The organism is Bradyrhizobium embrapense (assembly GCF_001189235.2).
Lineage (GTDB): Bacteria > Pseudomonadota > Alphaproteobacteria > Rhizobiales > Xanthobacteraceae > Bradyrhizobium > Bradyrhizobium embrapense.
On sequence record NZ_LFIP02000001.1, the window covers coordinates 1,441,667 to 1,457,349 of the forward strand.

Annotated in this window: 11 protein-coding genes; all 11 read right to left on the reverse strand. The window is 65.5% G+C overall.

Features of this window, described 5'->3' with window-relative positions:
* Nucleotides 1–14: 14 nt before the first annotated feature.
* Nucleotides 15–893: a transglutaminase family protein gene (locus AKN83_RS06890; protein ID WP_050406728.1), complete on the reverse strand. Its 879-nt coding sequence runs from the start codon at nucleotides 891–893 to the stop codon at nucleotides 15–17.
* Nucleotides 890–3,358 (reverse strand): circularly permuted type 2 ATP-grasp protein, encoded by a 2,469-nt coding sequence (locus tag AKN83_RS06895; protein ID WP_244521913.1) that lies wholly within the window; start codon nucleotides 3,356–3,358, stop codon nucleotides 890–892. Before AKN83_RS06895 ends, AKN83_RS06890 begins: the two co-directional genes overlap by 4 nt.
* Nucleotides 3,359–3,441: 83 nt before the next feature.
* A complete protein-coding gene (locus AKN83_RS06900; RefSeq protein WP_050406730.1) occupies nucleotides 3,442–6,699 on the reverse strand; it encodes a transglutaminase family protein in 3,258 nt (1,085 codons plus the stop codon).
* A gap of 100 nt (nucleotides 6,700–6,799) precedes the next feature.
* A complete protein-coding gene (locus AKN83_RS06905; protein WP_244521914.1) occupies nucleotides 6,800–7,297 on the reverse strand; it encodes a GDSL-type esterase/lipase family protein in 498 nt (165 codons plus the stop codon).
* A 107-nt stretch (nucleotides 7,298–7,404) separates the two neighbouring features.
* Nucleotides 7,405–8,928: a UxaA family hydrolase gene (locus tag AKN83_RS06910; protein ID WP_050406731.1), complete on the reverse strand. Its 1,524-nt coding sequence runs from the start codon at nucleotides 8,926–8,928 to the stop codon at nucleotides 7,405–7,407.
* Nucleotides 8,929–9,107: 179 nt separating this feature from the next.
* On the reverse strand, nucleotides 9,108–9,884 hold the full coding sequence (locus tag AKN83_RS06915; RefSeq protein ID WP_050406732.1) for an HpcH/HpaI aldolase family protein: 777 nt from the start codon (nucleotides 9,882–9,884) through the stop codon (nucleotides 9,108–9,110).
* A gap of 49 nt (nucleotides 9,885–9,933) precedes the next feature.
* Nucleotides 9,934–11,019, reverse strand: coding sequence for a malate/lactate/ureidoglycolate dehydrogenase (locus AKN83_RS06920; protein WP_050406733.1), 1,086 nt, complete (start codon nucleotides 11,017–11,019; stop codon nucleotides 9,934–9,936).
* Nucleotides 11,020–11,055: 36 nt separating this feature from the next.
* Entirely contained in the window at nucleotides 11,056–11,784 is a 729-nt protein-coding gene (locus tag AKN83_RS06925) for an ABC transporter ATP-binding protein (RefSeq protein ID WP_050406791.1), read from the reverse strand.
* Nucleotides 11,784–13,556: a branched-chain amino acid ABC transporter ATP-binding protein/permease gene (locus tag AKN83_RS06930; protein WP_050406734.1), complete on the reverse strand. Its 1,773-nt coding sequence runs from the start codon at nucleotides 13,554–13,556 to the stop codon at nucleotides 11,784–11,786. The genes AKN83_RS06925 and AKN83_RS06930 overlap by 1 nt, the downstream gene beginning before the upstream one ends.
* Nucleotides 13,553–14,425 (reverse strand): branched-chain amino acid ABC transporter permease, encoded by an 873-nt coding sequence (locus tag AKN83_RS06935; RefSeq protein WP_050406735.1) that lies wholly within the window; start codon nucleotides 14,423–14,425, stop codon nucleotides 13,553–13,555. The genes AKN83_RS06930 and AKN83_RS06935 overlap by 4 nt, the downstream gene beginning before the upstream one ends.
* 72 nt (nucleotides 14,426–14,497) lie before the next feature.
* On the reverse strand, nucleotides 14,498–15,643 hold the full coding sequence (locus AKN83_RS06940) for an ABC transporter substrate-binding protein (RefSeq protein WP_050406736.1): 1,146 nt from the start codon (nucleotides 15,641–15,643) through the stop codon (nucleotides 14,498–14,500).
* Between the last annotated feature and the right edge of the window lie 40 nt (nucleotides 15,644–15,683).

Consider the following 15,683-nt stretch of genomic DNA (forward strand, 5'->3'; position numbering starts at 1 on the left):
GCCGCCCCGACGGCTCAATCCACCGGCAACACGTCGACGGCGACGCTGAGCTTCTGCTTGCGCGCGCCGACGATGATACCGTCGACCGGCGAGACATCGGCGAAGTCGCGGCCGATGGCGAGAATGATGTGATCGTTGGCGACCATGAGATCGTTGGTCGGATCGAACCCGACCCAGCCGAGCTCGCTGCCGCACCAGACCGACACCCAGGCGTGGGTTGCGTCCGCGCCCTGCAGCCGCGGCTGGCCCGGCGGCGGAATGGTGCGCAGATAACCGCTGACATAGGCGGCCGGCAGGCCGAGGCCGCGAAGCCCCGCGATCATCACATGGGCAAAATCCTGGCAGACGCCGTGGCGCTTCTCGAACACGTCGCGAAGCGGCGTCGAGATCACGGTGGCCTTGGGATCGTATTTGAAATCGCTGCGGATGCGGCGCATCAGATCGGCTGCACCGGCAAGGATGCCGCCGCCGGGCGAAAAGCTCGCGGACGCATAGGCCGTCACCGGCCGTAGCACCGGCACCAGCGCGCTGGCGAAGACATAGCCGACCGGCGAGGTTGCATCGAGGCTCAATGCCTCGAATGCGTTATCGCGCACGCCCTCCCAGGGCGGGCTCGCCGCGTCGCGGAGCGGCGGCTGCCGCGCCACCGAGACCCGCGAGCGCGAATCGATGCGAAGGCTGCGATGCGCGGTCTCGATCAGGACGCTTTCGGTCAGCGTGCCGAAGAAGTCGCGCCGCGCGGTACGCTCCGCCGGTTTGGGACGAATCTCGACCGAATGGGAAACCAGCTGCTGCCCGTCGCCGGTGATCGGCTCCAGCCGCAGCGAGCAACGCGCGAAGCTGACCTGGGTCTCGTAGCTGTAGGTCGTGACGTGACGGATGTCGTAAATCACGCCAGCCCCGTGAGCTTCTCCGGCCGGCTGGCGTTCGGTCCGTGCGGGAAATAGTGCAGCCCGACCGAGTCGGCGAGGTTGAGCAGGTCCTGCTCCAGCGCAAACAGCGTCTTGACGTCGAGGCTACCGGCTTCCGCCGTCGTCAACATCGCCTCGACCGCGACCGCGAGCCGCTGCGGCCGCTCGATCAGGCCGTGCTCCTTCAGGCTCGGCAGCGCGGCGATATGCTCGTTCAGCGCGGCGACCTGGAACGCGACCGAGCGCGGATTGTAGGGATCGAGCACCGCGAGATCGCGCACCGGCGTCAGCAGCGGCTGCACCAGATAGCGCGAGCGATAGGTGATCTGGCAATCGACCAGCGTCAACAGGACATCGAGATCCTCGTCACCGGCTTCGTCATAGGCGAACTGTCGGGCAAAGCGCGTGGTGTTGATGGCGCGCTCGGCACGGCGGCCCATCTCGAGGAAGCGCCAGCCGGCGGCACGGTTCATGTTCTCCTGCGCGAGGCCGGCGAAACTCGCGAGTTCCTGCAAGGTCAGCTCGGCGGCGCTGACCACGCCGTCATCGTCGTGCACCTCGATCGCGAGCCGGTCGGCCATCTCGGTGATGACCTGCCAGGCATCCGGCGACAGCCGCTCGCGCAGCGAGGTTGCGGTGCGCTGCGCCGACCGCACCAGCGACAGCGCCGAGCCGAACTTCTCCTCGCTCTGCAACGCTTCGAGTGCGACCTTTGCGGGATTGGTGCGCGCGGTCTGCGTGGCCGCGCCCCAGGTGACCAGCATGCGCTGGATGCGCTCGGCCGAATGCATCGCCGGCGTCGAACCGGTCGCATTGGCCCGCGCGGGATCGCGCAGCGGCGTACACAGCGCGCGGATCAGGCGAATGGTAGCCTCGGCACGCTCGAGATAGCGGCCGAGCCAGAACAGATTATCGGCCGCGCGGCTCGGCAGCACGCCGGCGATACGTCGGATGCGGACGGTGTCGACCGCCGGCAGCAACGTCGAGGTCGCGACCGCTTTGTCGGACACCACCCAGACGTCGGCGGACACCGCGCCGTCGCCCATCGACACCGCGCGCGCATCCGCCCGATCGGCAATCCGGCAGAAGCCGCCGGGCAGCACGGTCCAGCCGTTCGGCGTCGCCGCCGCGAACACCCGCAGCACGAACGGACGCGGCGCGATGCGGCCGTTCTCCCACACCGGCGTCGTCGACAGCCGGACCAGCTCCTGCCCGACATAGTCGATGCCGCGATGGCCGATCGCGTCCTTCAGACGGTCGCGGTCCGCGGCCGACAGCTCGCCCGGTAGCACCGGGCCATGGCCCGGAAAATCCGCAACGCCGCGGCCATAGGCGCCTTCGATCGCGAATTCGTCGAACCGCGACAGCACCTCTTCGCGGGCGGGCTTCTGGCCGCACCACCATGTCGCGATGTGCGGCATCATCAGGTCTTCGGAGAGCAGGCGTCGGCACAGATTGGGCAGGAAGCCGAGCAGTGCCCGCGCCTCCATCACGCCCGAGCCCGGCATGTTGGCAACCACGGCGCCGCCCTTGCGCAGCACCTCGACGAGGCCGGGCACGCCGAGATAGGAGGAGGCGTCGAGCTCGAGCGGATCGAGCATGTTGGAATCGACCCGGCGCAGCAGCACGTCGAGCCGCTTCAGTCCGGCAACGGTGCGAATATGGATGCGGTCACCGGAGACCGCGAGGTCGTCGCCCTCGACCAGCAGAAAGCCGAGATAGCGCGCCAGCGTGGCATGCTCGAAATAGGTCTCGCTGAACGCGCCGGGCGTCAGCAGGCCGATCCGCGGCTCGTCGCGGTCGGCGCTGGCGCGAAGTGAATCGCGAAACGCCTCGAAGAACGGCGCAACGCGCTCGACATTCATCGACTTGTAGAGATTGGAGAAGGCGCGTGACAGCACCAGGCGGTTTTCCAGCGCATAGCCCGCGCCCGACGGCGCCTGCGTGCGATCGCCGAGCACCCACCAGCGGCCGTCGGGCCCGCGGCCGATGTCGGCGGCATAGAGATGCAGATAGCGGCCGCCCGGCGGCTTGATGCCGCTGACCGCGCGCAGATATTCGCTGCTGCCGGCAATCGCCGCGGCAGGAATTGCGCCCTCGGCGACGAGACGGCCATCGCCGTAGAGATCGGCCAGCACCATTTCCAAAAGCTGCGCGCGCTGCGCGACACCAGCGGCGAGCTGTCGCCAGTCAGCCGCATCGATGATCAGAGGAAGATGGCTGAGCGGCCAGATCCGATCCGACGTATCCCCGTGCGGGCGATAGGTGACGCCAGCCTCGCGCAGGTGGCGGTCGGCAGAGGCGAAGCGGCGCTCGATGTCGGCCGGCGACAGCGCGGCAAAGGCGTCGAAGAAACGGGCCCAGACCGGCCGCGGCGCGCCATCCTCTGCGAGGAATTCATCGGGAATTCCAGGCAGCCGGACATAGTCGCGGGCCCATTGCGCCATCCGGCGCTGACCGGGACGGGCCCTGCTCTCTTGACTGTTTCCTTGGCCACCCGATGCCGTCATTGCACTTCCCCTGCAGCCAATTAGTGCAGGAGCGGCGTCCGCAAGTCGAGGGTCAAGGGAAACTCAATTGTGCGTTCCTCCGGCGGCGGTTCTATCTTGCCGGGGCTATGACCGTGCTCCTGGAAGCGCGCCAGCCGCCGCGCCTCGGCCTCGTAGGAATTAACCGGCTTGGTCTCGTAGTTGCGGCCGCCGGGATGGGCGACGTGATAGACGCAGCCGCCAAGCGAGCGGCCGTTCCAGGTGTCGATCAGGTCAAACGTCAGCGGCGCGTGCACGGGAATGGTCGGATGCAGGCCGGAAGCCGGCTGCCAAGCCTTGAAGCGCACGCCGGCGACCGCCTCGCCGGCGCGGCCGGTCTCGGTCATCGGCATCCGTCTGCCGTTGCAGGTGATGACGTGGCGGCCCTCGACGAAACCGGTCGCCTTCACCTGCAACCGCTCGACCGAGGAATCGACGTAGCGCACGGTGCCGCCCGAGGTGCCTTCCTCGCCGAGCACGTGCCAGGGTTCGAGCGCCTGCCGCAGTTCGAGGCCGACGCCGCCATGATGGACACGGCCGAAGGCGGGAAAACGAAATTCGAGTTGGGCCTGATACCATTCCGGCTCGACGTCGTAGCCGGAATGCCTGAGCTCGGCGAGCACGCCGAGGAAATCCTCCCAAAGGAAATGCGGCAGCATGAAGCGGTCATGCAGCGCGGATCCCCAGCGCACGAACTTGCCCTGCTGCGGCTCGCGCCACAGCTTGGCGATCAACGCGCGGATCAAGAGCTGCTGCGCCAGCGACATCCGCGGATCGGGCGGCATTTCGAGCGCACGGAATTCGACCAGTCCGAGCCGGCCGGTCGGACCGTCGGGAGAATAGAGCTTGTCGATGCAGATCTCGGCGCGATGGGTGTTGCCGGTGATATCGACCAGAATGTGCCGGAACAGCCGGTCGACCAGCCACAGCGGCGCGTCCATGCCCGGCGGCGGCACATGCGACAGCGCGATCTCGAGTTCATAGAGCCCGTCATGCCGCGCCTCGTCGATGCGCGGCGCCTGGCTGGTCGGACCGATGAACATGCCGGAGAACAGATAGGACAGCGACGGGTGCCGCTGCCAATACAGCACCAGGCTCTTCAAGAGATCGGGCCGGCGCAGGAACGGCGAATCCTCCGGCTTGCTGCCGCCGACCACAATATGGTTGCCGCCGCCGGTGCCCGTGTGGCGACCGTCGATCAGGAAACGGTTGGCCCCGAGCCGCGTCTTCGCGGCGTCCTCATAGAGGCCGAGGGTGATGTCGACGGCCTCGCGCCAGCTTTGCGCCGGCTGCACGTTGATCTCGATCACGCCGGGATCCGGCGTCACCTTGATCACCTCAATGCGCGGATCGAACGGCGGCGCGTAGCCTTCGACATGGACTTGCAGCTGCAACTCTTCGGCCGCGGCTTCAATCGCGGCGATGAGCTCGAGATAATCCTCGACCTTCTCCACCGGCGGCATGAAGGCGCACAGCACGCCGTCGCGCACCTCGATCGACATCGCAGTGCGGACCGGCAGCGGCTCGGGAATCTCTTTCAGTGCCTGCTGCAATTCCTCGGACAGCGCCTCGCGCGGCGCCATCGGATCGCGCTCGATGACGTAGGGATAGTCGTCGGGCGGGACATATTCGAGCGAGGCGATCGGAAGCCGCAGGCCGAGCGGGGAATCGCCGGGGGACAGAAACAGATGGCTGCGCCGGATCTTCCAGTGTTCGCTGCGCCAGCGCGCCGGCACGCGCTCACCAAGCGGGCTCCAGCGCTGGATCGGCAGCACGTAACCTTTCGGCGTGGTCAGCCCCTCGTCGAACACCCGCGCGAGCCGCGCGCGCTCTTCCGGATCGGTCAGTTTGGAATTCGCAGGTGTCACATTGGCCGGCAGGCCGGCCTCACGTTGCAGCCAGAAGGCGGGATCTTCATAGGCCGGCATGGCATAGTCGGCGCCGAGACCAAGCCTTGCTGCAGTCGCCTCGACGAAACGTTTGGCTTCCGCGATCTCGGCCTTGCGCGAATTCTCGACGCTTGCGATCAGATCGGCATTCTTCCAGATCGGCTTGCCGTCCTTGCGCCAGTAGAGGCCGAACGCCCAGCGCGGCAGGCTTTCGCCGGGATACCATTTGCCCTGACCGTAGTGCAGCAGGCCGCCGGGTGCGAACCGTGTGCGCAGCTTGCGGATCAACTCGTCGGCCAGCGCGCGCTTGGTCGGGCCGACCGCGGCAACATTCCACTCCGGCGATTCCAGATCGTCGACCGAGACGAAAGTCGGCTCGCCGCCCATGGTGAGCCGCACGTCGTCCTTCTGCAGATCGGCATCGACCTGCTCGCCGAGCCGATCGAGCCGCGCCCAGGATTGATCGGAGAACGGCCTCGTGATCCGCGGCGCCTCGCGGATGCGCTTGACGCTCATCTCGAAGCCGAACTCGGTATTGGCGATACCAGCAGTGCCGGTCACCGGCGCGGCCGAGCGGTAGTGCGGCGTGGCGCAGACCGGGATATGGCCCTCGCCGGTCAGCATGCCGGAGGTGACGTCGAAACCGATCCACCCTGCGCCCGGCAGATAGACCTCGGCCCAGGCGTGCAGGTCGGTGAAGTCGCTCTCGACTTCGCGTGGCCCCTCGAGCGGATCGATGTCGGGCCGCAGCTGAATGAGGTATCCGGAGACGAAGCGCGCGGCGAGCCCGAGATGGCGCAGCGCCTGGATCAAGAGCCACGCCGAGTCGCGGCAGGAGCCGGAGCCCGCGGCCAGCGTCTCCTCAGGCGTCTGGATGCCGGCCTCCATGCGGATCACGTAGCTGATCTTCTTCTGCAGCTGCGCGTTGAGCTCGACCAGGAAATTGACGGTCGAGTCGGCCTGGCGCGGAACGTCCTTCAGATAGGCCGCGAACAATGGCCCGGGTTCATCGGTCTCAAGATAGGGCGCAAGCTCGGTCTTGAGATCGGCGGGGTATTCAAATGGAAAGCTGTTGGCGTAGGGCTCGACGAAAAAATCGAACGGATTGACCACCGTCATCTGCGCGGTGAAGTCGACCTCGACCTTGAGCTCGGTGGTCTTCTCCGGAAACACGTAACGCGCCAGCCAGTTGCCTTGGGGATCCTGCTGCCAGTTCACGAAGTGATTGGCGGGCGTGACCTTGAGCGAATAGCTCAGGATCGGCGTGCGTGTGTGCGGCGCCGGCCGGAGCCGAATGGTCTGGGGCCCGAGATCGATCGGCCGGTCGTATTTGTAGTGCGTGACGTGATGCAGTGCGACGAAGATCGACACGGACCGAGGACTCCAGCAGCTTTTTTGAGCAGAACACTGGTTCCGGTCGACATCAAGCACTAACAACGGGCAGCGATTGCCCAAGCGGCGGGCTACGGGACTAGCGGCCGATCGCGCTGGATACCTGCGACGCCAGTTGCTCGGCGAGCATGTGATAGCCCTCGGGCGTCAGATGCTGACCATCCGGCTGATGCGGGAGGCCGTGCAGCATCCCGTTGGAGAGCATGATCACCGCGATGCCGCGGGCGCTGAGGCGGCTTTGAATATCCGCGGTCCGGTCGGGGCTGCCCTTGCGCCGATCGTTGCCGCCCGGCTGTAGAATCACGGCACGGGTCCCGTTCGGAACGGCGCGGTCCAGGCGCTGCAGCATTCCTTCCGTGGTGTCGCCATTGATGCCGGCGTTCACGACACGGACGCTCAAACCCTTCGTCCGCAAGATCGCTTCAAGCTGCGCGGGATAGGCCTGGTTGCGCGCCACGCCCTTGCCATAGGTGTTGCTCGCGCCAAGCGCCACGATGGTTGTGGCACCGGCCGAACCGACGCCGAGCGTCAAGGCGGCCAGCAATGCGAAGCATCCAATCAACCGCCGCACGCGCATGTTTCCTCCATTCAATCCGTAGCCCGGATCGAGCGTAGCGCAATCGGGGGGTCTCCACGGTAAGAGCGTCCCGGATTTCGCTGCGCTCCATCCGGGCTTTGCAAACACTACATCGTTGCGCCCAGCACCCAGGGCGCGAACTCGGCGCCGCCGAAGTCAAAGCTCTCGCTCTTGGTCGGCTGGCCCGAGGCGGTCTTGAGGATCAGGTCGAAGATGCGCTGGCCGCATTCCTGCACACTCTCCTCGCCGTCGAGGATGGTGCCGCAATTGACGTCCATGTCGTCTTGCATCCGCTTGTACATCGGCGTGTTGGTGGCGAGCTTGATCGACGGCGCGGGCTTGCAGCCGAATACGCTGCCGCGGCCGGTGGTGAAGCAAACGAGGTTGGCGCCGCCGGCGACCTGCCCGGTGGCGGCGACCGGGTCGTAGCCGGGCGTGTCCATGAACACGAAACCCTTCTTGGTGACGGGCTCGGCGTAGTTGAGGACGTCGACGAGGTTGGTGCTGCCGGCCTTGGCCATTGCACCGAGCGACTTCTCCAGGATGGTGGTGAGGCCGCCGGCCTTGTTGCCGGGACTCGGATTGGCGTTCATCTCGGCGCCTTCGCGCTGGGTGTATTCCTCCCACCAGCGCATCAGGCCGACCAGCTTCTCGCCGACCTCGCGGCTGACCGCGCGGCGGGTCAACAGATGCTCGGCGCCGTAGGTCTCCGGCGTCTCCGAGAGGATCACCGTACCGCCGTGGCGAACCAGGAGGTCGCTCGCGGCGCCAAGCGCCGGATTGGCCGATACGCCGGAGTAACCATCCGAGCCGCCGCATTGCAGCGCCACGGTCAACTCGCTTGCCGGCACCGCCTCGCGCTTGACCTTGTTGGCGTCGGTGAGCGCTTCCTTCACGAAGGCCACACCGGCTTCCACGGTCTTGCGCGTGCCACCGACCTCCTGGATGTCCATCGCACGCAGGCGGCCGGCGAGCTTCTGTTCCTGCATCAAGCCGCCGATCTGGTTCACCTCGCAGCCGAGGCCGAGCACGATGACGTTGGAGAAATTGACGTGCCGCGCATAGCCGCCAAGCGTGCGGCGAAGCAGCGCCAACGGCTCGTCCTGCGTCATGCCGCAGCCGGTCTTGTGGGTCAGCGCCACGACGCCGTCGACATTCGGGAAATCCGCCAACGGGTTGTCGCCGGTGAACGGGTTCTTCTTGAACATGTCGGCGACGATTCCGGCGACGTGAGCGCTGCAATTCACAGAGGTGAGGATGCCGATATAGTTGCGCGTCGCGACGCGGCCGTCGGCGCGGCGGATGCCCTCGAAGGTCGCCGGCAGATCGAAATTCGGCACCGGCTTGACGTCGACGCCGTAGGCGTAGTCCTTGGCAAAATCGCCCATGCCGCAGTTCTGCGTATGCACATGCTGACCGGGCGCAATCGGCTGGGTTGCAAAGCCGATGATCTGGCCGTAGCGCCGGATCGGCTCGCCCTGCGCGATCGGCTTGATCGCGACCTTGTGGCCCGCGGGGATGCGGTCGACCGTGGTGATACCGTCGGCGACTTCCAGTCCCGGCGGCAGGCTCGCGCGCGCGATCAGGACGCTGTCGTCGGCGTGCAGACGGATCACTTGTGCCGAGGCCATGGGAGTTCTCCTTGGTGTTTTCTTCACCTCCCCCGTCCTTCACGGGGAGAGGTCGGACCGCGTCAGCGATCCGGCTGAGGGGCAAGGCACGCAGGCGATCACGAAAACACTGCTCGCCGGATGGAGGCCCTGACCCCAACCCTCTCCCCGCAAAGAGCGGGGAAAGGAGGAGGATAGATTTACGCCTTGCCGCCGGACTTCTCGCGGGTCTGGTTGACCTGCATCTTCGCGTAGACCTGCATCAGGCCGACCTCGTTCGACAGCGTCACGAGCTTGAAGCCCATGTTGATCGCGCGTACCGCGCCCTCGGCGCCGGAGCAGTGAATGCCCGGGTTGAGGCCGCGCTTGCCGCATTCCTTGATGATCTTCTCGTAGATCTTGAGGATCTCCGGCTCGTCGCGATCGAGCTTCGGCACCAAGCCATAGGAGAAGCCGAGATCGGACGGGCCGATATAGACACCGTCGATGCCTTCGACATCGAGGATGGCTTCCATGTTCTCGACCGCGGTCTTGGTCTCCATCATCGGCAGCAGCACGATCTCGTCGTTGGCGGTCTGCTGGTAGGTGCCGGCTGAGCCGTACATGCCGGCGCGGATCGGGCCGTTGGAGCGTACGCCCTTCGGCGGATACTTTGCGTAGGAGACAAGGTTCTTGGCTTCCTGCGGCGTGTTGACCATCGGGCAGATCACGCCATAGGCGCCGCCATCCAGCACCTTGCCGATGATGCCGGGTTCATTCCAGGGCACGCGGACCATCGGCGTGACCGGATGGGCATGCATCGCCTGGAAGCACTGCACCATCGACTGATAATCCTGCACTCCATGCTGCATGTCGACGGTGACGCTGTCGAAGCCGCATTGCGCGATCACTTCGGCCGAGAACCCGGAGGGGATCGCGAGCCACGCGTTCACCACGGCCTTGCCCGATGCCCAGACCTGTTTGACCTTGTTCGCCATTGATCACGTTTCCTTTGTGCTTCTTGAAGGTTTTCTTGGAGGGCAGACCTCAGCTGGTCGCCCGCTGGATCGAGACTTCGCTGACGCCGACCTCGCGCGCGGTATTCACTATCGCCGCCCAGGTATCGTCAGGCAAGGGGATGCCGTTCCTGGTGCGATCGGCGCGGGTTTTCCGCTCGGGATCGCCCGGAACCAGCACGAACTCCGTGCCTGCGATCGGCTTGGTAGCGCGGATGAAATCGGTGTAGCGGGTGATTTCGCCATCGAAGAAATTGCTGGTGTCGATCACCTTGGGGTCGATGTAGAACGCCATCATGCCGTTGGCGAAACGGCGGTCCGACGACGTCGCGCCGGTGCCGGTCAGCGCGCCGCCAAGCAATTCGCAGATGAAGGCAAGGCCCGAGCCCTTGTGATCGCCGAAGGCGCGGATCGCGCCGGTTCCCTTGGTGTGGTCGCGCGGCCCATCGGGCGTGTATGGACCATAGAGCACGTGCGGATCCTCGCTCAGCGTGCCGTCGGCATCGACCAGCGCGCCGACCGGCAGCTTCTTGCCGCCGCGGCTTGCCACGAGGCACTTGCCCTCGGCGACAACCGAAGTGGCGAAATCGAGCACGATCGGATCCTGGCCCTGGCGCGGAATGCCGACGCAATACGGCGCGGTCGACAGCCGCTTCTCGACGCCCCCATAAGGGGCGACCAGGAGCGAGCCCGCCGCCGTCACGAAATGAATAGAAACGAGGCCTTCGGCAGCAGCCATCTCGGCCCAGTCGCCGACGCGGCCGAGATGGCCGGAGTTGCGCAGTGCGACGGCGGCGAGCCCCGCCTTCTTGCACTTCTCGATGCCGAGCCTGACTGCGATCGGGGTGACGGTCTGGCCATAGCCGAACTTGCCGTCGACCACCGCGAGCGATGGCGTGTCGACCACGACCTCGGGGGTTTGATTCGGCACGATCGAGCCCATCTTCTTCCACCTGACATAGACGGGCACGCGGATCACGCCGTGGCTGTCATGGCCGGTGAGGTTCGCGGTCGTGAGGTAAGTCGCGATGCGCTTCGCCTCCTCCGGAGAGGACTCCGAATGGGAGAACACCTCGGACACGAAGTTGATGAGATTATCGACCTTGATGGTGACCATGAAAAACTAGCTCGCTCGATACAGCACTGTGAGGTGTCAGGCGTGGGTCTTGGCGTGACCGCCGAGATAGGCAGCGGCGATGGCTTCATTGCCCCACAATTCGTCGGGCTTGCCGCCGAGCACGATCCGCCCGGTTTCGAGAACGAAGCCGTGATCGGCGACCGAAAGTCCCATGCGCGCATTTTGCTCAACGAGCAAGACCGTGGTGTCCTTCCTGATCTGCGAAATGATGCGGAACACCGCCTGCACGATCACAGGCGCGAGACCGAGCGAGGGCTCGTCGAGCAGCAGCAGCCGCGGCTTGGCCATCAGCCCGCGCGCCACCGCCACCATCTGCAGCTGGCCGCCGGACAGCGTCCAGCCGAGCGCATTGGAGAAGGCACGGATATCCGGGAACAGGTCGAACATCGCATCGGCCTCGCGCGAGATCTGCGACGCCCCGACCTTTCGGTTCGACGCGCCGAGCATGATGTTCTCTTTCACGGTGAGACCGGGAAACACGCGGCGGCCTTCCGGCACATGCGAGATGCCGAGCCGCACGATCGCTTCTGGCCCGAGGCCCGCGATCGAATGACCGTCGAACAGGATGTCGCCGGAGGCGGGCTTGGCGAGGCCAGAGATTGCGCGCAGCGTGGTCGACTTTCCGGCGCCGTTGGCGCCGAGCAGCGTGACCACCTGGCCCTGCTCCACGGCGATGGTGACGCCGCGCAGCGCTTCGATCTCGCCGTAGCGGACCACGAGATTGCGGATTTCGAGCAGCGGCATCATTCGCTCCCGAGATAGGCGGAGACCACGTCGGGATGACGCAGCACTGCCATCGACTCGCCATCGGCGATACGGCGTCCGAAGTTCAGCACGGTGATGTGTTGGGCGGCTTCCGAGACCAGCGTCATGTCGTGATCGATGATCAGGATCGTAAGTCCTTGCGCCGCGATGCGCTTCAGCAGCTCATGCAGTTCGAGCTTCTCGGTCGAGTTGAGGCCGGCGGCCGGCTCGTCGAGCAGCAGCAGGGTCGGGTTCGACGCCAGCGCCCGCGCGATCTCGATCAGGCGCTGGTGGCCGTAGGAGAAGCTCGAGATCAACTCGTTGGCGCGATTGCCGAGGCCGACGAAGGACAGAGCCTCCATCGCGCGCTCGGTCAGCGCATCGTCGCCCTTCCCGATCATGGTGTTGCCGGGGCGCTCGGCGCCGATCTCGACGTTCTCCAGCGCCGTCATCGAGCGGAACAGGCGGATGTTCTGGAAGGTGCGCCCGAGCCCCGCTGCAGTGCGCTGATGCGGCGCCATGCTGGTGATGTCGGTGCCGTCCAGCAGGATCTTGCCTGATGTGGCCTTGTAGAGCCCGGACAAGACATTCAACGTCGTGGTCTTGCCGGAGCCGTTCGGTCCGATCAGCGCATGCACGCTGCCGCGCTTCACCGCGATATCGACGCCGTCGACCGCCTTGAGGCCGCCGAAATGCTTCGAGAGCCCGGTGACCTCGAGCACGATGTCGCCGCCGGCGCTCGCGGGCTTGAGCTGGAGCGCTCCGGCAACGGGCGGCGCATTAGTGTGCGCGCGCCAACGCGTGAAGGCATCGGACACGAAGCCCCAGATGCCATCAGGCATGAAGCGGATAATCAGGATCACCGACAGGCCGTAGATCGCAAGATAGAGGCCCGGCACGCTCTTCAGGAAACGCAGCCATTCAGGGATCAGGATCAGGAGCCCGGTGCCGATCGCCGAACCGATCGGCGAGGCCACGCCGCCGAGCAGCGACATGGTCAGGAACTGAATGGATTCCGCAAACGAGAACTGATCCGGGCTGACATAGGCAAAGCCGCCGGCGAACAGGCCGCCCGCGAGGCCCCCGAGCACCGCGCACACCGCGAAGGCATAGACCTTGGTGCGGAACACGTCGATGCCGTTGACGCCGGCCGCGAGCTCGTTGTCGCGCACTGCACGCATCGCCCGGCCAAGCTTGGTGTCAGGCAGGTGCCAGACCAGATAGCCGACGATGGCGAGCATCGCGACGCAGAAGGCGAGATAGCTCTGCGAGGACTGGAACAGCTCGGGCCGGCGAATATTGGCGACGCCGTCCGGTCCGTGGGTCACCCCGATGGCGTTGATCATCACCAGCGTTACGATCTGCTGGAACGAGATCGTCACCATCGCAAGGTAATGCCCGCCGAGCCGCAGCGTCGACATCCCCAGGAACGCGCCGGCGATCAGCGTGATCACGCAACCGCCAACCAAACAGAGCCAGAAGTTCAGATGCAGGTCGGCGGTGCCGAGGCCGACGGCATAGGCGCCGAAGCCGAAGAATGCGGCTTGCGCCAGGTTGATCTGGCCGCACAGGCCGAGCACGACCGACAATCCGAATACCGCGATCGAGAAGGTCGTGGCCTGCAGCAGGATGTTGAGGATGTAACCGTCGAACTGCATGCTGGCGGCGAGCGCCACCAGCACCGCAACGCCGAGGAAATACGGCAGATGCCGGACGATCAGCGGCTTCGAGCGCACGGCCGGCGCCTGGATCATGTTGTCGCTGGCGCTCATGCTTTCTCCGCGACACGTTCGCCGAAGATACCCTGCGGCCGGAACACCAGGAACGCGATCAGCACCAGGAAGGCAAAGCCGTCCTTGTATGGCACCGAGATGTAGGCGGCGCCGAACGTCTCGATGACGCCGAGCGCGAGGCCCCCGACGATGGCGCCGGCGACATCGCCGAACCCGCCGATGATGGTCGCGGCAAACGCCTTCAGCGCGATCGTCGAGCCCATCTGGATCGAGACGAACAGCACCGGCGCCACCAGGATGCCGGCGAGACCGCCCAGCACGGCCGAATAGATGAAGGTGATCATGATCATGGTGGAGACGGAAATGCCGAGCAGCGAGGCCATCTCCTTATCCTGCGAGGTCGCCTGCAGCTTCTTGCCGAGCAGCGTCTTCTCGAAGAACCAGAAATTGAACAACACCAGCAGGATCGTGACGCCAATGATCAGAAGATACTGGCTGTCGAGATAGACCGGGCCGAGCTGGATACCGGGCGTGTCGAACCAGCCCTGCAGAACCTGCGGCTGCGGACCGTAGATCGCGAGCACAGAGTTGGAGAGCAGGATCGAGGCGCCGATGGTGGCGATGATGACCGGCAGATAGGTGCGGTGGCGCAGCGGATAGTAGACGCCCAGATTGAAGATGACGCCGAGCAGCGCCATGCCGGCGAGCGCGATCACGAAGGACAGCCAGTAAGGCAGCCCCAGCTCGACGCAGACCACCATCAGATAGGCGGCGACCATCGAGAATTCGCCCTGCGCGAAGTTCACCACGTTGGTGGCGCGGAAGATCAGCACGAAACCGAGCGCGACCAGCGCGTAGACCGCGCCGATGCCGATTCCGGTGAACAGCAGTTGTAGAACCAGATCCATGACAGCGCTCGATCAGAACAGTGTGCGCAGAAGATTGGCCTCGCCGCGCCTGGCGGCGAGGCCAAGCGCCGATCAATCGTTGAAGTCGATGTGCTTGTCGTAGACGATCTTGCCCTTGTCGTTCTTCACGACATTGTAGCCGTGCAGGCCGTCGCCGTTCTTGTCAAAATTGTACTCGCCTTCGGCACCGGCGAACTTCTGCGTCGCCAGGATGGCGTCGCGGATCTTGTTCGGATCGGTCGAGCCTGCCTTGTTGATCGCCGCCGACAGGATGGTGATCGCGTCATAGGGCCAGGCGCTCTGGTTGTCGGGCGCGGTCTTGTAGGCATCGCGATAGGCCTTACCGAACGCCTTCGCGGTGTCGCTCGAATCTTCAGCGAAGTCGGCGACACCGTAGGTGCCGAACAGCGCCGGACCGGCGAGCTTGGTCGAGGAGACCGCCACCACCGAGGGCGAGCCGACCCACGGGATGTTGACGCCGAGCTGGCGCAGCTGACGGGCAAAGATGCCGAGATCGTTCTCGAAGGTGAAGTAGGTGCCGAGCACGTCGGCGCCGGACTGCTTCACAGCCAGCACAACCGGGGTGAAGTCCTGGCTCTGGTTGGCATAGCCCTGGTCGAGCACCGGCGGCGCGCCGAGCTTGGTCAGAGCCTCGGTGAGTGCCTTACCGCCCGCGGTGCCGAAGGCGTCGGTGGAATGGACGATCGCCCATTTCTTCTTGCCGAGCGTGTTGACGCCGTAATCGGCGATCACGCGGCCGGAATAATTGTCGTTGGGGCGGAAGCGGAACAGCCAGGGATTGCCGGAATGAGTGAGATCGGGATTAGTGCCGCCGATCATCACGGGTTTGCCGACCTTGATCACGTCGGGCGCCATCGCCTGCACCTGGGTCGAGCGGATCGAGCCGAGGAACGCGACGATGTCGGATTGCGCGGCGAGCTTGGAGAACGCCAGCACGATGCCCGGATTGGTGGTCTGGTCGTCCTCGATGACGAGCTCGACCTGCTTGCCGAGCACGCCGCCGGCCTTGTTGACCGCCGCCAGCGCCAGCTTGGCGCCGTTCTGGGCCCACAGGCCCTGCTCCGCCGCCGGCCCGGTCACCGGCACGCACATGCCGATCTTGATGGTCGCCCCTTGCGCCCAAGCGCCGCGCATCAGCGCAGGAGCAGCGAGACCTGCCGCCAAGCCGGCGGAAAACTCACGCCTCGTCAGTTTCATTCAATCCTCCCTTTGGTGCGCCGAACTTGCATGTCGGCTG